Raw genomic sequence first — 23,253 nt, forward strand, 5'->3', positions numbered from 1 at the left:
CTTAACTGAGTTTATAAAATAATATGATCAATGCCGTCAGGACGGTTGCCATCAGTACGCCTCTGGCCCGGTAATCCCGGCGAATTTTCAGAAAGGCGAAAAAGGCTATCAGGTTAAGTATGGCTCCCAGGGCGAGTAAACTCCCCACATAGCCCTGTTCTACTGCGGCCTGATAGGTCTCGAGGATCCCGAGATCCGAAAACAGGAGGATATATAACAATACCCCTATAGTATTAGCGATTATTCCCACTACAAACCCTATCAGTACTTCTTTGTTTCTATTCATTGAGAATCCAGTTATTTACATCTTGAATGAAATGGTGGGCGGTTAGGTCGAACTGAGTGGGGACCACTGCAACATAGCCCTGGCTCAGGGCCCATTCGTCTGTATCCTCCCCTTTATCCAGCAATTCGAATTCCCCGGTCAGCCAGTAATAATCCTTGCCCATGGGGTTCGTCCTTTTATCAAATTTTTCCTTCCAGTTTGCACGGGCCTGCCTGCAAACTTTCACTCCCCTGATTCCGCCGGCTTCCGTTTTTGGGATGTTGACATTCAGGACCACTCCCCTCGGCATCCCATTTCGCAACGCTTCCCTGGTTATTTGTTTGATGGCTGTTTCTGCCGGGCTGAAATTCGCTTCCCAGGAATAGTCGCAGAGGGAAAAGCCGATGGCCGGAACTCCTTCAATGCCGGCTTCAATGGCTGCACTCATGGTACCCGAGTAGATCACGTTTATGGAAGCGTTTGACCCGTGGTTAATGCCGCTAACGCAGATGTCCGGTTTTTTGGGGAGTAATTCCTGCAGGGCGAGTTTTACGCAGTCAGCAGGGGTTCCGCTGCAGCTGTATTCCTCAGGGGCACCATCTTTCTGGTCGATTACCACCTTCTTCGAATAGAGCGTATTATCCAGGGTAATTGCATGGCCCATACCGGACTGAGGACTGTCCGGAGCCACTACCACCACATCCCCTATTTCCTTCATGTAGCGAATCAGGTGCCTGAGCCCCGGGGCTGTAATTCCATCATCATTTGTAACTAATATCAGGGGTTTCGACATCCGGTATACTTTATCGTACAAAAATACGTTTTTCATAAATAGCGCTCCCGCCCCTGCTTTAACAAAAAATTAATGGGGACCGCCCAGACTGGCATGGTTTTTTCAGTATCTTAGGGAGTTGAATCACAAATTAATAGACGCAGGGTTATTTTTCCTGCGGCGGCAAAAAAGATATACATGAAAAGGAATTTTGTGTTAGCATGTTTAGTCCTCCTAATCGCAGTTGCTTCCTGCAGTTTCAGAAGCAGCTCTTTTGAGACGGATGACAAGGACAAACTACTTCTGGATTTAATTACCTATGTACTGGAAAGAGGGCATTACGAGCCCAAAGATATCAACGATGATTTTTCCGTAAGCGTTTATGAAGATTTTATAGACGTGCTGGATCCTACCAAGCGCTACTTCCTGGAATCGGACATCTTTGAATTTGAACAATACAAATTTCAGTTAGACGATCAGATTAAGAATACCGAAATCAGCTTCTTTAACCTGGTTTATGAACGCCTGATGCAACGCATGGGAGATGCCAGGGAGATTTATGACGAAGTGCTGGACACTCCTTTTGACTTCAACGTTGAGGAAAGCATAGATGTGGATTACGAAAAACAGGGCTATGCTGCTTCGGTTGATGAATTAAAGGAACGATGGAGAATGCAATTGAAGTACGCTACCATTGGAACCTATGATTCCAAACTCAGCCTGAGTAAATCCTCGGATAATAATGCTGAAGCCCTGACGCCTGAAGAGGCAGAAATAGCAGCCAGGGAATCTACCCGCAAGACCCTGGATGAATTTTTTGATTTTGTGGATGACCTGGAGCGCAAAGACTGGTTTGTACAATACCTCAATACCATAGTAGACGAATTTGATCCGCATACCTATTATTTTGCCCCTGAAGACAAAGAGCGGTTTGATGTTAGCATGTCCGGGAAATTCGAAGGGATTGGCGCCCGTTTGCAGAAAAAGCCTGAAGGAGCCAAAATCGTGGAAATCATTTCAGGAGGTCCGGTTTGGAGAGACCAGCGACTGGAGGTTGGCGATGAAATCCTGAAGGTAGGCCAGGCAGGAGAGCCTCCTGTCAACATTGTGGGGATGCGCCTGGATGATGCCATTAAACTTATTAAAGGGCCCAAAGGGACTGTGGTAGACCTGACTGTTAGAAGAGTAGACGGGACTATAGAGGAAATCTCCCTGACACGGGATGTAGTGGAGCTGGAGGAATCCTTTGCCAAGTCTGCAACCGTTATCAAGGGGAATCAAAAATTCGGACTGATAAACTTGCCAAAATTCTACGTGGATTTTAACGATTATACCAACCGAAACGCTGCCTCGGATGTAGCCAGGGAAATTGAAAGGCTGAAAAGCGAAGGAATGCAGGGCCTGGTACTGGACCTCAGGGACAATGGAGGCGGATCGTTGAAAACGGTTGTTGAAATGGCCGGGCTTTTTATCAAAGACGGACCGGTAGTTCAGGTGCGTTCATCTGCCCGTGACAAGGAAATTTATGAGGACCTGGATGAGAGGATACAATGGGATGGCCCGTTGGTGATCCTGGTGAACGAGTTGTCTGCATCGGCTTCAGAAATCCTTGCAGCAGCTATGCAGGATTACAAGAGGGCGGTTGTGATCGGAAGCAAACAGACTTTCGGAAAGGGTACTGTTCAGAATGTAATCCCTTTAGAAAATATTGTAAGGAGCAATGAATACGGAGATTTGGGTGCTATAAAGCTAACTACCCAGAAATTTTACAGAATCAACGGAGGTTCTACCCAGCTGGAAGGTGTAAAGAGTGATGTGGTGGTCCCGGACCGCTACAGCTATATAGATCTTGGAGAAAGGGACCAGCAGAACCCCTTGCAATGGGATAAGATCAGCCCCGCGGATTTTGAGCCCTGGGATGGCTATATCGATTATGAAACTACCATAGCCAAGAGTAGTGCACGGATGAAAGTGCATCCTCAGATTGCGCTTATTGAGGAAAATGCCAAATGGCTTAAGGAACAGCAGGAGCAAACAGCAGTCCCTTTAAATTACGACCTGTACAGGGAGCGGGAGCAGCGAAACAAGGAAAAGTCTCAGTACTTCAAGTCCAATATGACTTATGACTCCAAGCTGACCTTCAGTTCACTTCAATACGAAAAAGAACTCTTTACACAAGATTCAGTGCTTCGCGAAAAACGCAATCGCTGGCATAACAACCTGGCCAAGGATGTGTACGTAGAAGAAGCCATTAATGTGCTGGAAGATTTGAAACTAAACAATTTTAAAAAGGATAAACTGGCCAGCCGGCTGGAGAACAGAAAATAGTTATAAAAAAATCCCGGGTAATACCCGGGATTTTTTTTGACAGTAACTTTCCATTGCAAATAAATCAGTCAGCTAAAAATTCGCTGTAGGCTTGCCGCAGTTTTTGCAGTTTAGGGTCTATTACAAACTGGCAATACCCCTGAGTCTTATGCTGGTTGTAGTAATTCTGATGGTCCGCTTCGGCCTCGTAATAATTGATCAGGGGGCTCACTTCCGTGACGATGGGTTGCTGGTAATAAGGCTCTAATTCACGGATAACGGCCTCAGCAATTTGTTTTTGCTGATCATCGTGGTAAAAAATAACAGAACGGTACTGAGTTCCCACATCTGCTCCCTGCCGGTTCAGGCTGGTAGGATCATGGGTGGTCATAAAAATAATCAGCAAATCCCTGAAAGAAATGACACCCGGGTCAAAAGTCACCCGAATGACCTCGGCATGCCCGGTTCGCCCTGAGCATATTTCCCTGTAGGTAGGCCTTCCGGGAACATTCCCTCCACTATAGCCCGAAGCTACCTCAATTACACCTTTGAGACGCTGTACAACTGCCTCGGTACACCAAAAACACCCTCCGCCCAGGGTCGCAGTTTCCATAACCTCAGGATGCATTTTGTTCAGTAGTATCCAGGCTCAGGGCTGCAGAATTGATACAAAAACGCAGGCCGCTTGGAGGGGGCCCATCGGGGAAGACATGGCCCAGGTGCGCATCACAGGTGTTGCACAGGGTTTCGACCCGTATCATCCCAAAGGACGTATCTTTCCGATACCGGATTACATTTTCCCTTACAGGTTCTGTAAAGCTGGGCCATCCCGTCCCTGAATCAAATTTGATCCGCGAATCGAACAGAGGGGTGCCACAGCAAACGCAACCGTAAATACCAGGGTCGTAGCTGCTGCAATGGGCTCCGGTATGCGGGGCTTCAGTGCCGTGCTGGCGGGTTACCCGGAAAGCCTCAGCGGTAAGTTCCTCGCGCCATTCTTCCTCGGTTTTCTCCACGCGCCGGTCCGGTTCCGGACTGCCATTGTTGGCGTATCTGATGATGTCATTCCAGTTTAATGCAGGCATATGTATTTAATCTTTTTTACAGGTATTTCGGTTGTTTTTTCTTACTGACCCTTCAGTCGGTGTTTCGTCCCTATACTTACAACAAAGGCATCGGTAATTCAGACGAATTTACTTTAAATTTGCGGCATGTCATCAGGCCGGTTCCGCAAAAATAGAATCATTTATTCACTGCTTCTGGCATTGTGCATCCTGGGGTTCTGGCTCTTTGAGCAGTACTACCGCCCGGATCCTTTTCGAGGCACTGAAACCGCTGCTGCCACTGCCTTTTTCCCGGAAATGTATCTTCCCGAATTTGAAGGCGGACAAATCGTGCACCATGACTTTTATTCCCTTGCCTATAGCGAACCGCATGAACAGGCAGCCTGGGTTGCCTATACCCTGCAGCCTGAACATCTTTCCAGGGCCAGAAGAAAACGTCCCTATTACGTTGAAGACCCTGAGGTTCCCACCCGTTCTGCCGCCTGGTGGAATTACCGGGGGTCTGATTTCAACAGAGGGCATCTTTGCCCTGCAGGGGATCGTCGCTTTTCTGAGCGGGCCTATAACCAAACCTTTTATACCAGTAACATCAGCCCGCAACATCCGGACTTTAATTCAGGGGTATGGAACCGCCTGGAAATGCAGGTGAGGAGATGGTGTAAAAAATACGGAAAACTCTATGTGATTACAGGGGGCGTCCTTAGCGGTGACCTGTATTCAATCGGAGAGGAGGCGGTGAGTGTTCCCGAATATTTTTATAAACTCGTTTTCAGGGGTGAAGGAACGGAGATATCGCTTATTGCATTTTTAATTCCCAATCAGCCCTCTGAGAAGCCCATAGAAGCTTTTATGGTCAGCGTAGACGAGCTGGAGTCCCGATCGGGAATTGATTTTTATCCACAATTTTCGAAAACCCTTCAGAAACGCTTAGAAAGCAAGGAGGTCCATGGAAACTGGGAATTTTAGATCCACTCGTTCAGCCGGTTGGCGTCCAGCCTCAGGAAAATAAACAACAATAAAGTAAAACCGAGCAGTCCGGAACCTCCATAACTTATAAAAGGTAGCGGTATGCCAATGGTTGGCAATAAACCAATTACCATTCCAATATTGATAAAATAATGCACCAGTAAAATAGAGATGACCCCATAGCCGTACATTCTGCTGAATTGGTTCTTCTGTCGTTCAGAAAGGATCACCAGGCGCATCAGTAAGGCTGTGAAAAGAATAACTACCCCGGCTGTGCCAAGAAAGCCCCACTCCTCGCCAATGGTTGTAAAGATATAATCGGTATCCTGTTCAGGGACAAAATCTCCCTTTGTGCGGGTCCCCTCCAGGAACCCTTTGCCCCATGCTCCTCCGGCCTCGATGGCTTTTTCAGACTGATAGGTATTGTATCCAATAGTTTTGCGTATTTGCTCCAGTTTTTCCGGATCTTTTTCCAGGCGCAGCCACAGGCTGAACCTATCTCGGTGGCGCTGCTCGAAAACATTTTCAAATACAAAATTTACGGAAAGTGAAAATAAAATTGCCAGGGCATAAATACCAATAAGCGGCAAAACCCTGACTTTCACGGAGGCTCGCTTCACCATCAGGAATATCCCAATTAGCAGTGCCAGCCCAATTCCGACCCATACGGTGCCAAACATCAGGGTTAAAGCGAAAACTACTATAGAAAACAGGGCTATTCCCAAATACCAGAGCGGAAGCCCTTCCCTGAAAAGCACGAAGATCAAAGCAAAAAACACAAGGGCGCTTCCGGGATCCGGCTGGGGAACCACAAGGAGCGCAGGAATAATAATAATAGCAAGGGCAAATAGCTGATCCTTACGCTGTTTGATATCGGTTTGAATGTCACTTAAGTATTTGGCCAGGGCCAGGGCGGTGGCCGTTTTGGCCAATTCGGAAGGTTGCAGGTTAAAAAAACCGAGGTCGTACCAGGAAGTGGCACCTGCAATAGTCTTTCCAAACACGAATAGCCCCAATAAAAGCAGGATTGAAAACACATATAAAACACTGGAAAAACGTTCATAAAAACTGGCTTCCAGTGCCATGATCAGGATAATGGCTGCAAATGAAATAAGAATAAAGATGAGTTGTTTGCCGTAGCGCTCGCCAAAATCGATTACAGCCGAAGCCTCGTCGTTAAAGGTGCTGGAATAGATATTTAACCAACCTATTCCTACCAAAACAAGGTAGAGTAGAATGGTCAGCCAATCCACCCTCCTGAGGACGTTGCTACCAGACATATTCGTTTATCTTGAATTCTTCCCCACTGTAAGGTTTCGCATATTCGTGCTCCAGTGTTTTCTCCAGCATTCGCTTTTCAAGATCTTTTCGGCTGATCTCCCCTTTGATATACTTTTCAATAAGCAGAGACGCAATGTGTCCGGCATAGCGGGCCCCGTAATAACCGTGTTCGATGTATACCGCCAGGGCAATTTTAGGGTTGTCCACAGGGGCAAAGGCAACGAAAATGGAGTGGTCTGTCAGTTGGGTACGCACCCCGTCAATACGGGTGTAATTCTCAACCGTACCGGTCTTCCCGGCTATAGTAACATCCGGCACCTGTAGCCATTTTGCCGTTCCTTTGGAATAAACATCTGCCATTCCCTGAATAACAGGCTCAAAGTGTTGTGGGTTGATACTGGTGTATTTTTTTTGGGTATATCGGGGATCCCTGATCTCTTCCCCTCCGATTTTCTTGATAAAATGAGGGGTGTAATAATAGCCTCTGTTCGCAATGGCTGCTGTCATATTTGCGAGCTGTATAGGGGTGGCAGCCACTTCTCCCTGCCCGATGGCATTGGATATAATGTAGGTGGAAGACCAGCGCCCGTCTCCGTATACGCCGTCGTAGTACTCGGTATTGGGGATCCTGCCCTTGCGACCGGTGGGTAAATCGTAGCCAAGATAGTCGCCAAGGCCAAAGCTTTTCATGTGCTTTTCCCACACATCCATGCCTTCGTCAGTAGTCGGGTATTTTTCGTAGAATTTGCGGAAGGTTCCCGCAAAATAAGCGTTGCAGGACTTATAAATCCCACTGTTCATGGTTCTCAGTCCGCCCCCGCAATGACAGCCCCTTTTTTTGTTTCCAACATAAAAGCCATTGTAGCAGCGAAAAGTAGTTTCCGGGCTAATCACCCCTTCCTGCAGCGCCACCAGGGCATTCAGGGTTTTAAAAGGAGACCCCGGGGAGGGCTCAGCCAGGATAGAGCGGTCCCAGGTGGGTTTTGAGATGGTATCGTAATGCAGTTTGCTGTAATTTTTTGAACGTTCCCGGCCAACCAGTAATGCGGGATTGTAGGTGGGGCCGGAGATCATTGCCAGGATTTCTCCTGTGGCCGGTTCAATGGCTACAATACCCCCGCGCTTGCCGTTCATTAGCTGTTCCCCGTATTCCTGCAGGGCTTTGTCCAGGCTTAGTTGTATTTCCTTGCCGGGTTCCGGCAGCGTGTCCAGGGTTCCATTTTTATAAGGGCCGATATCCCGGTTAAAGCGGTCTTTTTGAATGACTTTAACCCCTTTTCTTCCCCTGAGCTCTTCTTCGTACTGTTTTTCGATCCCGGTACGGCCGGTAAGCTCTCCCTGCTCGTAGTAGGGGTTGCGTTCCAGGTCCCACTCATTTACCTCGCTGATATAGCCCAGTACATTTGCAGCAGCAGGGGTGTTGTAATCTCTGAGGGAGCGTTTTTCAATATAAAATCCTTTGTACTTCCTCATTTTTTCCTGTAGCCCGGCATAGTCTTCCTTGGAAAGTTGCGGAACCAGTACTGATGGCAGCCGGGGAGAATAAACCCTGGCTTTTTTTAATTGGGAAATAAAGCGTTCTTTGGAGATTCCCAGCAGGGAGCAAAATTCCAGGGTATCCAGGGGCTTTACTTCCCTGGGGATCACCATAACATCATAGGCCGGCTGGTTTGCCACCAGCAGCTCTCCGTTGCGGTCGTAAATGTAACCCCGTTCCGGATAGTCATAAACTACCTTAATGGCAGGGTCTTCCAGGATTTGATTGGCAGAGGACCGGAAAAGCTGCAAATAGGACAACCTTCCGATAAAGGTTATCCCAATCAGGATAATGATAGAAGATAATACTAGCTTTTTCATCTAATTTTCCGGTTCAGACAGGACAAGGGGCCCAAGGGATCCCCTGCCATGTAATTCTTTAATAACTATTCCTTGCGAACGGCGAATAGGGAGGTCAGCAAAATGGTAAAAATAAAAGTGCTTAGCCCTGTAAAAAGTACCCTTTTCAAAATTAATAGCAAATTAGAGAAACTAAAAATTTCAAGCACAAAGAATACGAGGTGGTGTACCAGTATTAATAACGCCAAAAAGGTGATTTGTTGTACACGGGTGGAATTGGACAACCTAAAATTCTGGAACTCGAGGTTTACCCCGAAAACAAAACGCATCAGCGCAGGTCTGAGGAAAGCAGTCGTAAGGGATGCAGCGGTATGCATGGCCATTGTATCCGAGAAAAGATCTATGCTAAAGCCCAGTGCAAAAGCAATGCCCAGCAAGAGGGTGCGGTTTTCCTTTACCGGGTACCAGTAAAAGAAGATGATATAGATCATCGGGTTGATAAAACCAAAGATGTTCAGGTTGTTAAAAATAAGCACCTGAGCTAGTAGCAGCGCAATAAAACGAATGGCCCCTATGAAATAGTTAGTCGTCATTGGCTACTTCAGATTCAAGTTGCAGGATTTCTTCCCGATTGCGGTTTTTGATGATGTATACTTCCTTAAGATTGGTCATGTCATTAAACAATCTTACATCAATATTGTAGAAACTGGCAGATTCCTTGAGTTCAAAATTGTCTATTGCCCCAATGGGGATGCCTTCCGGAAAGATGCTGGACATGGCCCCCGTTACTATGGTGTCTCCGATTTGCAGCGGGACCAGCCTGGGGATGTCTTCCAGCTGAACCAGCTGGTAATCTCCCCGATTCCACACCAGCGAACCAAAATAATTGGTATTCTTTATTTTGGCGTTGATATTGGATTTTGAGTTGAGGATACTCTGCACGGATGCGTAGTTGGCGCTGCTCTTTTCCACAATGCCCAGTATGCCTTTGGAGGTGATCACCCCCATATCCTGTTGTATGCTGTCATTTCTTCCGCGGTTCAGGGTAATGTAGTTGTTGGGTTTTGAGTAGCTGTTTTTGATTATTTGAGCCCGCATAACAACATAGTCCAAAGCACTGCTATCCAGGGTTGTACTTTCTTTAAATTCCTTGTTGAACAGCCGTGTGCGGAGTCGCTTGTTCTCTTCCAGCAACTTTTTGTTTTCTTCTTTGAGGTTAAAATAACCGGTGATGGAGAAAGAAGCGTCATAAATATTGCCACTGAGCCAGTTTGCAGAATTAAAGTAACGCGCCTGATGGTAACTGTGGCTTTGAACGGTAAGGATAAGGGACAGGAACATCAGGAAAGCATACAGCAGGGTAGTTTTATACCGGAGAATAAAATTTATAATGCGTTGCATGCGCTTGCCCTATTATTTCAGCCGGCAGCTTGCCGGTTAGCCGAAAACGAAATTATTTGATCAGGATACTTTTGTAGCGCTCCAGGTTTTTCAGCGCAATACCGGTACCCCTTACTACAGCCCGCAATGGGTCTTCCGCAATATACACAGGCAGGTCTGTTTTTTGGGAAAGCCTTCTGTCTAACCCTCTAAGCATGGACCCTCCGCCGGCAAGATAAATCCCTGTGTTGTATATATCTGCTGCCAGTTCAGGCGGGGTCTGGCTGAGTGTTTCCATAACGGCGTCCTCCACCCGGAGTATCGACTTATCCAGGGCCTTGGCTATCTCCCGATAAGAAATAGAAACCTGTTTGGGTTTTCCGGTAAGCAGGTCCCTGCCCTGAACGGACATTTCGTCCGGAGGGGATTGCAGGTCTTCCGTGGCTGAGCCGATCTGGATCTTAATATTTTCTGCCGTGCTTTCCCCAACATAGAGGTTGTGCTGGGTGCGCATATAGTAAATGATATCGTTGGTGAAAACATCCCCCGCGATCTTAACGGATTTGTCACAGACAATCCCACCGAGTGCGATCACCGCAATCTCCGTGGTACCGCCCCCTATGTCGACAATCATATTCCCTTTGGGCTGCATGATGTCCAGGCCGATCCCTATGGCAGCTGCCATGGGTTCGTGGATCAGATAGACTTCTTTGCCATTAACGCGTTCGGCAGACTCCTTAACGGCCCGCATTTCCACTTCCGTAATTCCCGATGGGATACAGATTACCATGCGCAGTGCAGGGGGGAACCACTTTTTCTTAAGTGCAGGGATATTTTTGATGAACATATTGATCATCTTCTCGGAGGCATCGAAATCTGCAATTACCCCGTCTTTCAGCGGTCGGATGGTTTTGATATTCTCGTGTGTTTTCCCCTGCATCATATTGGCCTCCCGGCCCACTGCGATAATCTTTCCGCTGATCCGGTCGCGGGCTACTATGGAGGGGCTGTCCACAACAACTTTATCGTCGTGGATAATGAGGGTATTCGCCGTTCCCAGGTCGATGGCGATTTCCTCAGTCAAGAAATCAAAAAATCCCATTGGTTATTCGTTTGTTTCCCGTTAAACGGGTAAAATTTATCGACAAAAGTAGTAAAATTAATGCTTAAAATGACGGGTGCCTGTGAGTATCATTGCAATTCCGTTTTCATTGCAGAAATCAATGCTCAATTGGTCTTTAATAGAGCCTCCCGGTTGAATAACTGCACGTATTCCACTGCCATGGGCAATCTCCACACAATCCGGAAAAGGGAAAAAAGCATCGCTGGCCATAACGGCCCCGTCCAGGTCAAAATTAAAGCTCCCGGCTTTGTGTATTGCCTGGTTGAGTGCATCCACCCTGGATGTCTGACCCGTCCCACTGGCACAGAGCTGTTTGTTTTTGGCCAGGACAATGGTATTGGATTTGGTATGCTTGCAAAGTTTAGATGCAAAAAGTAGGTCCTCCAGTTCCCGTTTATCGGGACGCTTTTCAGTTGCGTAATTCAGGTCTTGTACTGAATCCGTCTTAAGGTCTTTGTCCTGGTACAGGATTCCGTTCAGGCAGGTCCGGATCTGGTCTTTTGGCAGCTCTGTGGGCTTTTGAACCAGCAGGATACGATTCTTTTTCCCTTTGAGAATTTCAAGGGCATCGGCCTCGAAGGCAGGGGCTATGACTACTTCGCAGAACAGTTCATGTATCTTGGCGGCAGTTTCGGCGTCCATAGGGCGGTTACAGATCAGGATGCCTCCAAAAGCAGATACCGGATCTCCGGCCAATGCATCGGTATAAGCCTCCGACAGGCTGGAGCGGGTGGCAAGGCCACAGGCATTGTTGTGCTTTAAGATGGCAAATGTGGGGTCGTCCCCGTCAAATTCCTGCATCAGGTTAACCGCTGCGTCAATGTCCAGGAGGTTATTGTAAGACAGCTCCTTGCCGTGCAACTGCTCAAAAAGCGCATCAAAATCTCCGTAAAAAATACCTTTTTGGTGCGGGTTCTCCCCATACCTGAGGCTTCGCCCTCCGGGCTCGCTTATTTTCAGGGCCGGGATCCCGGCCTTGCGGTTAAAATAATTGAAAATAGCTGCATCGTAGTGTGAAGACACGTTAAAGGCGTTAGCTGCAAAACCCTGCCGGTCTTCCAGAGAGCTTTCCCCATTTCCTTTTTCGAGTAACTCCAGCAGTTTTCCGTAATCCTGCATGGTGGCCACACAGAGTACATCCTTATAATTCTTTGCCGCGGCGCGAATCAGGGAGATTCCTCCTATATCTATCTTTTCAATAATTTCCTGCTCCCCCGCACCTTCGGCCACAGTTTTTTCAAAGGGGTAGAGGTCTACTATAACGATATCCAGTTCGGGGATTTCATATTCCTGCAATTGTGCCCTGTCATCCTTCAGATCCCTCCTGCTCAGAATGCCCCCGAAAACTTTTGGGTGCAGTGTTTTCACCCTCCCACCCAGGATAGACGGGTAACCCGTAACGCTTTCCACAGGGATAACGGGAATATCCAGTTTTCGGATAAAGGCTTCCGTGCCGCCTGTTGAGTACAGGGCTACTCCCAGCTCATGGAGTTTACGGACAATGGGCTCTAGGCCGTCTTTGTGAAAAACGGAGATAAGGGCGGATTTCGCCTTTTTCTGGGTACTCATAATTGCTTGTTTGATAGGGTTCAGGCAAGCAAATGTACTTTATTTAAGCAAAAAATATCGGGTGGGTTATCAACAATAAGCCGAAAGTTTTAAAGAATACGACTTACCTCAGCGCAGATGAATTCGAGAAATTCCTCGTCTTCTTTTGTAAAGGGGTCCGGCTGGTGTGAATCGATGTCTATCTGTCCGATATTCTGGCCATTTACAAAGATGGGAACCACAATTTCGGCTTTCACGTCAATGCTGCAGGCTATATAATTGTCCTGTGCCGCCACATCCGGGACTACAAAGTTCTGGTTGCTCAGGGCAACCTGCCCGCAAATCCCTTTGCCAAATGGAATGATGGTATGGTCTGTAGGGGCTCCTGCATAGGGCCCCAGTTTGAGCTCCTCTTTATCTGCGTTCCTGAAGTAAAAACCTACCCAGTTGTAGTAGGAAATATTTTCCCGAAGCAGTTCACAAACACCCTGCAGGCGTTCAGTAGTCAGGAGCGCGGGGTCTTCAAGGATAGAAGTCACATCCGTTTTCAGTTTCGATAACATGCTGATATTATTAAGGGCCAAAAGGTACAAAACTCTTCCTGTTTTTTGCCTGGTATGAAAACAAAAAACCGGCAGGATTTCCTGCCGGTTTATCTGTTAATACACTTAAGCCGTATTACATCATTCCGGGCATTCCGCCTCCGCCCATTGGTGGGCCGGCAGGAGGATTGTCCTCTTTGATTTCAGTAAGGGCACACTCTGTGGTCAGGATCATCCCGGCAACAGAAGCTGCATTTTCAAGTGCAATACGGGTTACCTTTTTCGGGTCAATGATCCCTGCCTTCATCATGTCTACGTAGGTTTCTGATTTCGCATCAAATCCGAAATCTCCTTTGCCTTCGTGTACCTTGGCAACTACCACTGATCCTTCTCCTCCTGCGTTTTCAACAATGGTACGCAATGGGGATTCGATGGCACGGGCCACAATTTGAAGTCCGGTTTCCTCATCGGCATTTTCCACACTCACCTTGGCCAGCACTTTCTTTGAACGTACCAGGGCAACACCCCCTCCGGCAACAATGCCTTCTTCCACGGCGGCACGGGTGGCGTGCAATGCATCGTCTACCCTGTCCTTTTTCTCCTTCATTTCCACTTCGGATGCAGCTCCCACATAGAGAACGGCAACACCTCCGGCCAGTTTGGCCAGGCGCTCCTGAAGTTTTTCCTTGTCGTAGTCTGAGGTGGTAGTCTCTATCTGTGCTTTGATCTGATTTACGCGGGTTTTGATGTCCTTGGCGGCACCGGCCCCGTTTACGATAGTGGTATTGTCCTTATCGATACTCACCTTTTCGCAGGTTCCCAGCATGTCCAGGGTGGCGTTCTCCAGAGAGAATCCACGTTCTTCTGAAATCACCGTACCTCCGGTCAGGATGGCAATGTCTTCCAGCATGGCTTTTCTGCGATCACCAAATCCGGGTGCTTTTACGGCAGCGATCTTAAGGCTTCCCCTCAATTTGTTTACTACCAGGGTGGCCAGGGCTTCCCCGTCAACATCTTCTGCGATGATCAAAAGGGGCTTCCCGGACTGTGCTACAGGTTCAAGAACCGGCAGCAGGTCTTTCATGGTAGAAATCTTCTTGTCGAAGATCAGGATATACGGGTTCTCCAGGTCTGCAACCATTTTCTCGGAATTGGTCACAAAATAAGGAGAGAGGTATCCACGGTCAAACTGCATTCCTTCAACTACGTCCACGTAAGTGTCCGTACCTTTCGCTTCTTCCACGGTGATCACTCCTTCTTTACCAACCTTGTTAAAAGCCTCAGCTATCAGTTCTCCGATGGTTTCATCGTTGTTGGCAGAGATAGAGGCAACCTGCTTTATCTTTTCAGAAGAATCCCCGACTTTTTTAGACTGGCTAGACAGGTTCTCTACGATGGCCTCAACAGCTTTGTCAATTCCGCGCTTCAGGTCCATTGGATTGGCACCTGCTGCTACGTTTTTCAGGCCTTCTTTTACGATTGCCTGTGCCAGAACGGTTGCAGTTGTAGTCCCGTCACCAGCAAGGTCGTTGGTTTTGGAGGCAACCTCCTTAACCATCTGGGCACCCATGTTTTCCAGAGCATCGGCTAATTCAATTTCCTTAGCCACAGTAACCCCGTCTTTGGTTACAACCGGGGCTCCAAAGGATTTGCTGACGATTACGTTGCGTCCCTTTGGCCCTAAGGTTACCTTAACGGCATTTGCCAGGGCATCCACACCCCTTTTTAGGCCGTCGCGTGCTTCAATATCAAAAGTTATTTCTTTTGCCATAATTTCACTTGAGTTTTTTAGTTTTTACAGCCGGCTTAGTTTCCGGCCTGAATAATTTTGAGGTACTTTTATATGATTGCCAGAATATCGCTTTCCCGCATCATCAGATAGTCTCCACCATCCAGTTTTAATTCGGTCCCGGAATATTTTCCGTACAGGACTGTATCGCCAACCTTCACGGTCATTTTCTCATCCTTGGTTCCTGGCCCTACGGCAACAACCTTTCCTTTCTGCGGTTTCTCCTTAGCCGTATCCGGGATGTAGATTCCCGATGCCGTTTTAGTTTCGGCAGCCATTGGTTCGATAAGAACCCTATCTGCCAATGGTTTGATATTTACTTTAGCCATATTGATTGATTTTATTGGATATTAAAGTTTCGCGATTCAAATGACAGAAATTGTGCCAAGTCATAAAACCTGACAGTTTGTTAAACAAAAATGCCAGCTTGTCACAAAAGCTGGCATTTATAAGTTGTTATTCAATGTATTTACTGAAGCGTGTCTACCGGACTGCCGTTTTGAGGGGCAGGGGTTTCTTCGGGAATTTCGTCCAGAACTTCAGGAACGTTTTCGATATCATCCTGCTGCAATAATTTGGATTCTGCTTCCTGAAAGTTGCTCTTGAGGGCAACATTGGAAAGCAGGATCAGAACGATAAGCAGGGATGCAAGGGTCCAGGTACTTTTATCCAGGAAATCCCCTGTTTTTTTGACCCCGCCTACTACCTGGTTTCCGCCACCTCCAAAAGAGGAAGAAAGGCCTCCACCTTTAGGGTTTTGAACCATTACCACCAGCATTAGCAGCAAACAAACTACTATGATCAGGATCAGGAATATTGAAAATGTACTCATTTCTTTTTATTCGGTTTATCTTGCCGGAGCTTTTCCACGGCTTTAATTTGGTCCGCAAAGAAACCACTTTTTTCCGGATATTTCAAACTTAAAATTCGGTAGGCCTGTACGGCTTTTTTAAATTTCCCCTGCTCTAGATAAACCCGCGCCAGGGTTTCAGTCATCAGCTCGCTTTTATCCAGTTGCAGTGATTCTTTTATGTTGACTTCGGCAACATTTTTGGAGTCCGGGCTTATTTTCGGATTCTCCTCTATAAACTTGTCGATCAGTTCGAATTTCCGTTTTCGAGAAGCAGTTCCGGCTGCCGGAATATCTTTTGATGCAGGAGAAGCAGTTGCTTTCCTGCTTTCCTTTTGTTTTTCTCTTTTAAAACTGGTAAGCTGCAGCCATTCGGTAAAGGAATGCCGTTCGGATTTGGTAAACTCCAGCGGTTTTCCCAGTTGTAATTCCTTTTCAGCCGCTCTTCGGGAAGCTTCAATGGATACATCTATACTGGGATCTTTGGAACGGAACAGTTTGGGGTCCAGGATCTGGTCTGCCTCCTTGCTGGATCGCGGCAGCGGGCTGTCTTCTTCTTTTTCTACCAGGCTTGTGTCAGTATCCGGGCTTGGGGGCACTTCCTCTGCAAAAGTTTCCTGTTCCTCCAGGGACTGTTTGCCTGAAATGGCATCGGCAATGCTGTTCTGCAGAAAATTTTCAGAAGTGATAAAATCGAATAGCACTTCCCGGTCTGCGGTACAGGCAGCTGTGTATTTCAGCGCCTGATTGTATTTGTAGCTGTTCAGGTTTTTCAGACCCTTGAGGTGCAGGGCCCGGGCGGCCTGAAAATACGGATAGGAATTCGCAACTTCCTCCAGCTGCTTTACCAGCAACGGACTGTTTACCTTTTCAGGTGTTTGCAGCAGGTTTGTGAAGTCACTTACTTTCATAGGGTTACCAGTCTGCGAGGGATTTGTTAAAAATATCCTGGAGGATACGCTCAAAAATGGCCTGATGGGCCTCATCGCGAACCGCAGCCAGTTGGGAATTGGCCGGATAATCGTAGAAAAACGAAAAGCGCTGCTCGAAATTTACATCCTCCTTGGTATTGTTGTAAAACCGAACATTCACCCCAATGGTAAGCCGGTTTTGTGCTGCCCGCTGTTGTGCGGTGGCTGTCATGGGGGAAATCCGGTATTCAACAATTTCCCCTTCGTAGAGCAGGTCCCCGTTGGCCCCCACCAGGTCCAGGCTTGTCTGGCTGTTGATAAGGTCCTGCAGGGCCAGGGTAAAATCCCTGTCCAGGCCGGGGTCAAATACCGAGCCAGGGGTTTGACTGGCGTAGTTCTGGAAATAATTTACCTGGAAGGTTTTGGCTGTACCAACATCCCCTCCCGTAAAATTATAGACCCCGCAACTGCAAAGCAACAGCGCAGCAGACAGGGATAAGGTTTTCCGATTTAAGACCACTCTTTTTAAATTCATATCAGAGGTCGTACTGTTTGATTTTTCGATACAGGGTGCGTTCCGATATCCCCAGCTCGGCGGCCGCAGCCTTTCGTTTTCCCTTGTTGCGCTCCAGGGATTTCTTGATCAGTTCCACTTCTTTCTCCTGTAAAGATAGGGTTTCTTCTTCTTCAATTTCCTCTGCGAAGTGGTACTTGTCTTCCACTACCGGCGCCTGTGGCACCCGGATTTCCTTGCTGGAAGTAGCTGCCGGTAAAACAGCCACTTCCGGCTGCTCCTCAGTTGCTTCATCATCATCCCCGTAAATTTTGCGGATCAGGTGTTCATTTTCCTCCTGAACCTTTTCACTGTCTTCGTGCTTCAGCATTTCCAGGGTGAGTTTTTTCAGGTCATTCAGATCCGATTTCATATCGAACAGGACCTTGTAAAGTATTTCGCGCTCATTGCTAAAATCCCCTTCCTTCCGGCCTTTTTCAATTACGGCAGGGAGGTTCGGGCTTCCTGCATTGGGAAGGTAGGCACGGAGCGTTTCCGCTGAAATAGACCGCTCTTTTTCCAGGACGGAAATTTGTTCGGCTACATTGCGAAGCTGGCGGATGTTTCCAGGCCAGCGGTATTGCTGCAAGAGCACAATGGCGTTGTCTTCCAGGCGGATGGTGGGCATTTTGTATTTCTGTCCGAAGTCTGAGGCGAATTTCCGGAACAGCAAATGGATATCTTCCCGCCGTTCCCTCAGGGCAGGGATATGGATTTCCACTGTGCTTAAACGGTAGAACAAATCTTCCCGGAACTTTTCCTTTCGGATGGCTTCCAGCATATTTATATTGGTAGCGGCCACAATACGTACATTGGTCTTTTGTACCTGGGAAGATCCAACTTTCAGGAATTCCCCGTTTTCCAGCACGCGCAACAGCCGAACCTGAGTGGTAAGGGGGAGTTCCCCCACCTCGTCCAGAAAAATCGTTCCGCCGTCGGCCACCTCAAAATACCCGCTGCGGGTTTGGGTTGCCCCGGTAAAGGCCCCTTTTTCATGTCCGAATAATTCGCTGTCTATGGTTCCCTCTGGAATGGCCCCGCAGTTGACAGCTATGTACTTGGCGTGTTTACGATGGGAGAGTGAATGGATGATCTTGGGTACTGCTTCTTTTCCGACCCCGCTTTCTCCGGTTACTAAAACCGAAATATCGGTGGGGGCTACCTGAATAGCTTTTTCAAGGGCACGGTTCAGGTGTGAATCATTCCCGATAATCTCAAAACGCTGTTTTATGGCTTGTACCTGTTCCATGGATTACATATTTTGAGAATAACCTACCGCTTTCCCGATAAGCGTTGCCGAGGTGCAATCCTGAATTTCAACCATCACAAAATCTCCTACCTTGTATTGTTCTTTTGGAAATACCACCACCGTATTCTGGGTATTTCGGCCCATCCACTGGGCATCAGATTTTTTGGAAGTCCCTTCAATCAAAACTTCCTCTACCTTACCGAGGTGTTGTTCGTTTCTCAGGCGACTGTGTTGCTGCTGCAGTTCGATAATTTCGCGCAGACGCCTTTTTTTCACGGGCTCCGGGATGTCGTCTTCCAGTTTACGGGCTGCAAGGGTTCCGGGGCGTTCCGAATAGGCAAACATAAAGCCGAAATCGTATTTGACGTATTCCATCAGGCTCAGGGTTTGCTGATGGTCTTCCTCGGTTTCCGTTGGAAAACCGGCTATCATATCCTGGCTGATCCCACAATCGGGGATAAGGTTCCGAATTGTGTCAATAAGGGCCATATATTCCTCACGGGTATGCAGTCTGTTCATGGCTTTCAATACCCGGTCGCTGCCACTTTGGACCGGCAGGTGGATATAATTGCAGATATTGCGGTGCCGGGCCATACTCTCGATCACATCAACCGTCATGTCCTGTGGGTTGGAAGTTGAAAAGCGAATACGCATTTTCGGATAAGCAGTGGCAACCTGATCCAGTAAATTGGCAAAGTTAACCGCGGTAGCCTGCTGAATGGCACTGGCTTTTTCGAAATCTTTTTTCAGGCCGCCCCCGTACCACAAATAACTGTCTACATTCTGGCCCAGGAGGGTAACTTCCTTAAAACCCTTTTCCCAAAGCTGTCCAACCTCCTGTAAAATAGACTGAGGGTCCCTGCTACGTTCCCGCCCCCTGGTAAAGGGGACTACGCAAAAGGTGCACATATTGTCACAGCCCCTTGTGATGGATACAAAAGCGGTTACCCCGTTTGAGTTCAGGCGCACCGGGGCCACATCCCCATAGGTCTCTTCTTTTGAAAGGATCACGTTTACGGCCTGCTGGCCTTCGTCCACTTCCCGCACCAGGTTGGGCAGGTCTTTATAAGCGTCCGGGCCCACTACCATGTCAACGATCTGCTCTTCTTCCAGCAGCTGGCTCTTCAGGCGCTCCGCCATACAACCCAGGACACCTACTTTTAAGTTCGGGTTATCCCGTTTTACAGCATTGAATTTCTCCAGCCGTTTGCGTACGGTTAGCTCGGCCTTTTCCCTGATGGAACAGGTATTTACCAGGATCAGGTCGGCTTCTTCCATTTCCTGGGTGGTATTAAAACCTTCCTGTCCCAGGATGGATGCCACGATCTCACTGTCGGAAAAGTTCATCTGACACCCGTAACTCTCTATGTAGAGCTTGCGTTTGTTGCCGTCTTTTCCCCTTAATTCAAGGGCAGTACCCTGCTGTTCTTCGCGTATTGTCTTTTCCATGCCTCATGCTTCCCGATACTTGCGGGAGGGCAGCAAAGATAGCACATAAAACAATTATGACAATTTGGCAGGCCCTAAATTTTTGCAAAAATCGGGACTGTAAAAGATATGTCTGACTTAATGAGCCGATATCATTGGAATACCCGCATCCTGTACCTTTTTGTTGATTTTATCAACTTCGGTTGCCAGCAGGGCGTCCAGCGCACTCAATTCCTGTTGCAATTCCTGTTTGATTTCCCCGAAAAAGGCGAGGGACTGCTCAGTAGGGGGGTAATCCCCACGCTGTGAATCGGCCAGCAGGAATGCCAGGCGGTTATTTATGCGGATACCATAGTTCAGCGGATCCTGACGGCTTTGATTCTTGGTCATATGGATCTTGTTTTCAATGGTCTCCAGCTTTTCCTCAAAAGCCCTGGCCATTTCCATCAATTCAGGTTTTTCCGCTGCTTTCTCCTTCAGGTATTTCAGGTCTTTTTCCACTTTCCGGATACGGACAATGGCACTATTGGCCCGGCTTACTTCGTCCCGAACGGCAATCAGGAAATCGAATTGTTCTTGAAAATCAGCCGTCGAATTGGGTAGCCTCGGGTCTTTATCAACATTGAAAGAAGCCTCGCTTACCTGCCCGTTATAGCTAAGGCGTACTTTGTACTCCCCCGGTACTGCCTTTGGCCCGTTATTGGGGGAAGAATACAGTACCATCCCTTCAAAACTGACGAATCCGGGGTAGCGCAAATCCCATACAAACCGGTTGCCGCCACTTTTGACCTTTAAAGGTTCGGTTGCATCGGGTTGGTGTTTTTGCGCTTTGGCCTTGTTGCTGAATTTGCGGATGGTGCTGCCATTGGCCTGCAGTATTTCAAGTTCTACGGTATCTGTGTCTGCCAGTTTTCCGATGTAAAAATTAATGATAGCCCCATTCGGGTGGTTGCTGCCTTCTTTGAGGCTGTCCGGGCTTCCCCAGCCGGATTGCGGCATTCTGTAGGCCCTGTCCGGTTTGTAGAGGAAAAATGTACTGTTTTTGACTTCTGCTGATAATTGATGCAGGGGGGTCAGGTCGTCTATCATCCAGAAACTCCTGCCATGGGTTGCTGCAATCAGGTCATTATCCCGCACATGCAGGTCCCGGATGGAGGTTATGGGGAGGTTCAGTTGGAAAGGGCTCCAGCTTTCCCCATCGTCGAATGAGAGAAACATCCCCCATTCGGTCCCTGCATACAGCAGGCCTTCACGTACTTTGTCTGAACGAATAGCCCGGGTGTAATAATTTTTTGGAATCCCGCTGGTGATAAGTTTCCAGCTTTTGCCGTAATCTTCGGTCTTATAAAGGTAAGGAGTGTAATCCCCGAACTTATAGGAAGTAGCGGCCACATACGCTGTTCCCTTTTTAAAAGGGCTTGCGTCTATGCAGTTGATCATGTTTAATTTGGGGGAGAGGGATGCCCCTGGGGTAACATTTTCCCAGGTTGTACCATTGTCCCTGCTGACGTGTATAAGTCCGTCGTCGCTGCCGGTCCAGATAACCCCTTCTTCCAGTGGCGATTCGGCGATGGCAAAAAGGTTTGCATAGAACTCGGCCCCTGTGTTGTCTTGCGTAATTGGCCCTCCGGAAGACTTAATGGTTTCAGGCAGGCCGCGGCTGAGGTCGGGTGAAATAACCTCCCAGCTCTGTCCGCCATTGGTAGTTGCATGCAGGTAATTGGAGCCGGCGTAGAGTTTTTTGGGGTTGTGGATGCTGAAGGCGATGGGGAAGTTCCAGTTAAAACGGTATTTCATGACTTCTACCCCTGAACCCGCCGGGTTATCCGGCCATATATTTACGGAACGGGTTTGCCCCAGCCCGTGGTCTTCCATCATCATATAACCTTTATAGGTTCCCCCGTAAACAATTTCATTGTTGAGGGGGTCCGGCGCGAGGTGGGCACTTTCACCTCCTGCAGTGGGTTCCCAGTCCTGTTCCGTAATCGCATTGCTATTGGTCCGGTGTGCTATACGAACGGTGGAATTGTCCTGCTGGGCCCCATAGATCCGATAGGGAAACTGATTGTCTGTGGTTACCCTGTAAAACTGTGCCGTAGGCTGGTTGTAATAGGTAGACCAGTTATTGCCCCCATCATTGGAAACCTGGGCGCCCCCGTCATCGGCGATGATCATCCGCTGGTTGTTGAGCGGGTCTATCCAGAGGTCATGATGGTCTCCATGCGGAGCATTTTTAAGTTCAAAGGTTTTCCCTCCGTCGGAGGAAACCCCGTAACTCACATTCATTACATATACCTTGTCTTCATTTTGTGTATCTGCATAGATGCGGCTGTAATACCACGCCCTTTGCCTCAGGGCCCGGTTTTCGTTTACCTTGGCCCAGGTTTTGCCCCCGTCGTCTGAGCGAAAAACGCCCCCTTCTGCAGCCTCAATGATTACCCAAATCCTTTCGGAATTCACAGGGGATACGGCAATACCTGAGATTCCCCATGGAAAGCCCGGCAGCCCTTTGCGCTCCGAAATATCGGTCCAGCTGTCACCCCCGTCCGTACTTTTGAACAGGCGGCTGTCCGGCCCCCCGCTATCCATTCGGTAGCCATTGCGCTTCATCTGCCAGGTAGAGGCATAGAGTACCCGCGGGTTGTTGGGGTCCAGGATGAGGTCTCCTGCACCCGCCTTATCACTGACGTAGAGTATGCGTTCCCAGTTTTGCCCCCCGTCTGTGGAGCGGTAGACCCCGCGGGTTTCATTCGGAATCCAGAGGTTTCCGATAGCAGCAACATATACCGTATTGGGATCCTTTGGATGGATGCGGATCCTGGCTATGTGTTCGGAGCCTTTCAGTCCTATAAATTGCCATGTCTTCCCCCCGTCCATGCTCTTCCACAGGCCGTTTCCGGAAGAGACATTTCCTCTGAGGGTCTGTTCTCCTTCCCCAACATATATAATATTAGGATCCGATTCGGATACGGCAACCGCCCCGATGGAGCCGCCAAAAAAGCCATCGGAAATACATTCCCAGCTACTTCCCGCATCTTCTGTTTTCCAGACGCCTCCCCCGGCGGTTCCCATATAATAAAGGTTAGGATTGCCCACTACTCCGCAGACTGTCCCGGCACGCCCTCCCCGGAAGGGGCCAACCAAACGCCATTCCATACCGTTATAGAGGGTCTGGTCAAAACTGGTGGTGGTCTTTTTTGATTTTCGCTGCCCCTGCATATTCAGGGGGATCAGCAATAGTAATAGAAAAATTAAGAGGGGATGGGTTGGTTTCATTTCTGTTGGTTTAATTCCTTTAAAAATAAGGAATATTTTTAGGCTGGAATATACAATTGTATAAAAGTGAAAAAGAGGGGAAAAGGCCATATGAATTCTTTTGCGGTCCGGAC

The 23,253-nt window shown here is 48.1% G+C and carries 21 protein-coding genes; 2 read left to right on the plus strand and 19 right to left on the minus strand.

Annotated features, from left to right (window positions below; genetic code table 11):
* Position 1 precedes the first annotated feature (1 nt).
* Both ACT6NV_RS08725 and surE read right to left on the minus strand, forming a co-directional pair.
* Positions 2-286: a hypothetical protein gene (locus ACT6NV_RS08725; RefSeq protein ID WP_445384097.1), complete on the minus strand. Its 285-nt coding sequence runs from the start codon at positions 284-286 to the stop codon at positions 2-4.
* Positions 279-1,058, minus strand: coding sequence for a 5'/3'-nucleotidase SurE (gene surE, locus ACT6NV_RS08730; protein ID WP_445386682.1), 780 nt, complete (start codon positions 1,056-1,058; stop codon positions 279-281). The genes ACT6NV_RS08725 and surE overlap by 8 nt, the downstream gene beginning before the upstream one ends.
* Before the next feature lie 177 nt (positions 1,059-1,235).
* Between surE and ACT6NV_RS08735 the strand changes: the two genes are divergently transcribed.
* Positions 1,236-3,365: a carboxy terminal-processing peptidase gene (locus ACT6NV_RS08735; protein WP_445384098.1), complete on the plus strand. Its 2,130-nt coding sequence runs from the start codon at positions 1,236-1,238 to the stop codon at positions 3,363-3,365.
* Between the two features lie 64 nt (positions 3,366-3,429).
* On the opposite strand, the gene msrA is transcribed toward ACT6NV_RS08735, so the two are convergent.
* Together msrA and msrB are read right to left on the minus strand one after the other, a co-directional pair.
* Entirely contained in the window at positions 3,430-3,957 is a 528-nt protein-coding gene (msrA, locus tag ACT6NV_RS08740; protein ID WP_445384099.1) for a peptide-methionine (S)-S-oxide reductase MsrA, read from the minus strand.
* Positions 3,958-3,961: 4 nt separating this feature from the next.
* Entirely contained in the window at positions 3,962-4,429 is a 468-nt protein-coding gene (gene msrB / locus ACT6NV_RS08745) for a peptide-methionine (R)-S-oxide reductase MsrB (protein ID WP_445384100.1), read from the minus strand.
* A gap of 126 nt (positions 4,430-4,555) precedes the next feature.
* Here msrB and ACT6NV_RS08750 point away from each other — a divergent pair, with 126 nt between their 5' ends.
* The gene (locus ACT6NV_RS08750) at positions 4,556-5,374 is read left to right on the plus strand and encodes a DNA/RNA non-specific endonuclease (RefSeq protein WP_445384101.1); all 819 of its coding nucleotides are present in this window, start codon (positions 4,556-4,558) and stop codon (positions 5,372-5,374) included.
* Here ACT6NV_RS08750 and rodA read toward each other — a convergent pair.
* The 15 genes from rodA to ACT6NV_RS08825 all read right to left on the minus strand — a co-directional run bounded on the left by rodA (position 5,371) and on the right by ACT6NV_RS08825 (position 23,140).
* Positions 5,371-6,654 (minus strand): rod shape-determining protein RodA, encoded by a 1,284-nt coding sequence (gene rodA, locus ACT6NV_RS08755; RefSeq protein ID WP_445384102.1) that lies wholly within the window; start codon positions 6,652-6,654, stop codon positions 5,371-5,373. The genes ACT6NV_RS08750 and rodA overlap by 4 nt on opposite strands.
* Positions 6,644-8,512: a penicillin-binding protein 2 gene (mrdA, locus tag ACT6NV_RS08760; RefSeq protein ID WP_445384103.1), complete on the minus strand. Its 1,869-nt coding sequence runs from the start codon at positions 8,510-8,512 to the stop codon at positions 6,644-6,646. The genes rodA and mrdA overlap by 11 nt, the downstream gene beginning before the upstream one ends.
* 65 nt (positions 8,513-8,577) lie before the next feature.
* Positions 8,578-9,084, minus strand: coding sequence for a rod shape-determining protein MreD (locus ACT6NV_RS08765; protein WP_445384104.1), 507 nt, complete (start codon positions 9,082-9,084; stop codon positions 8,578-8,580).
* Positions 9,074-9,892: a rod shape-determining protein MreC gene (mreC, locus tag ACT6NV_RS08770; RefSeq protein WP_445384105.1), complete on the minus strand. Its 819-nt coding sequence runs from the start codon at positions 9,890-9,892 to the stop codon at positions 9,074-9,076. Before mreC ends, ACT6NV_RS08765 begins: the two co-directional genes overlap by 11 nt.
* A 52-nt stretch (positions 9,893-9,944) precedes the next feature.
* On the minus strand, positions 9,945-10,973 hold the full coding sequence (locus ACT6NV_RS08775; protein WP_015753772.1) for a rod shape-determining protein: 1,029 nt from the start codon (positions 10,971-10,973) through the stop codon (positions 9,945-9,947).
* A 57-nt stretch (positions 10,974-11,030) separates the two neighbouring features.
* A complete protein-coding gene (gene purH / locus ACT6NV_RS08780; RefSeq protein ID WP_445384106.1) occupies positions 11,031-12,563 on the minus strand; it encodes a bifunctional phosphoribosylaminoimidazolecarboxamide formyltransferase/IMP cyclohydrolase in 1,533 nt (510 codons plus the stop codon).
* Positions 12,564-12,652: 89 nt separating this feature from the next.
* Positions 12,653-13,105 (minus strand): GAF domain-containing protein, encoded by a 453-nt coding sequence (locus ACT6NV_RS08785; protein WP_445384107.1) that lies wholly within the window; start codon positions 13,103-13,105, stop codon positions 12,653-12,655.
* A gap of 115 nt (positions 13,106-13,220) precedes the next feature.
* On the minus strand, positions 13,221-14,855 hold the full coding sequence (groL, locus tag ACT6NV_RS08790) for a chaperonin GroEL (protein ID WP_445384108.1): 1,635 nt from the start codon (positions 14,853-14,855) through the stop codon (positions 13,221-13,223).
* 68 nt (positions 14,856-14,923) lie between these two features.
* The gene (locus ACT6NV_RS08795) at positions 14,924-15,202 is read right to left on the minus strand and encodes a co-chaperone GroES (RefSeq protein ID WP_445381263.1); all 279 of its coding nucleotides are present in this window, start codon (positions 15,200-15,202) and stop codon (positions 14,924-14,926) included.
* A 140-nt stretch (positions 15,203-15,342) separates the two neighbouring features.
* Complete coding sequence (gene secG / locus ACT6NV_RS08800) at positions 15,343-15,705, minus strand: preprotein translocase subunit SecG (RefSeq protein WP_445381264.1); 363 nt, start codon at positions 15,703-15,705, stop codon at positions 15,343-15,345.
* Positions 15,702-16,634, minus strand: a complete 933-nt coding sequence (locus ACT6NV_RS08805) for a hypothetical protein (protein ID WP_445384109.1) — start codon at positions 16,632-16,634, stop codon at positions 15,702-15,704. The genes secG and ACT6NV_RS08805 overlap by 4 nt, the downstream gene beginning before the upstream one ends.
* A 4-nt stretch (positions 16,635-16,638) precedes the next feature.
* Positions 16,639-17,169: an LptE family protein gene (locus ACT6NV_RS08810; protein ID WP_445384110.1), complete on the minus strand. Its 531-nt coding sequence runs from the start codon at positions 17,167-17,169 to the stop codon at positions 16,639-16,641.
* Position 17,170: 1 nt separating this feature from the next.
* A complete protein-coding gene (locus ACT6NV_RS08815; RefSeq protein ID WP_445384111.1) occupies positions 17,171-18,436 on the minus strand; it encodes a sigma-54 interaction domain-containing protein in 1,266 nt (421 codons plus the stop codon).
* A gap of 3 nt (positions 18,437-18,439) precedes the next feature.
* Entirely contained in the window at positions 18,440-19,885 is a 1,446-nt protein-coding gene (gene miaB / locus ACT6NV_RS08820; protein WP_445384112.1) for a tRNA (N6-isopentenyl adenosine(37)-C2)-methylthiotransferase MiaB, read from the minus strand.
* Positions 19,886-20,002: 117 nt separating this feature from the next.
* Positions 20,003-23,140 carry a WD40/YVTN/BNR-like repeat-containing protein gene (locus tag ACT6NV_RS08825; RefSeq protein ID WP_445384113.1) on the minus strand — a complete coding sequence of 1,046 codons (3,138 nt, stop codon included), beginning with the start codon at positions 23,138-23,140 and terminating at the stop codon, positions 20,003-20,005.
* Positions 23,141-23,253 lie beyond the last annotated feature (113 nt).

This window comes from Robiginitalea insularis, from assembly GCF_052497835.1.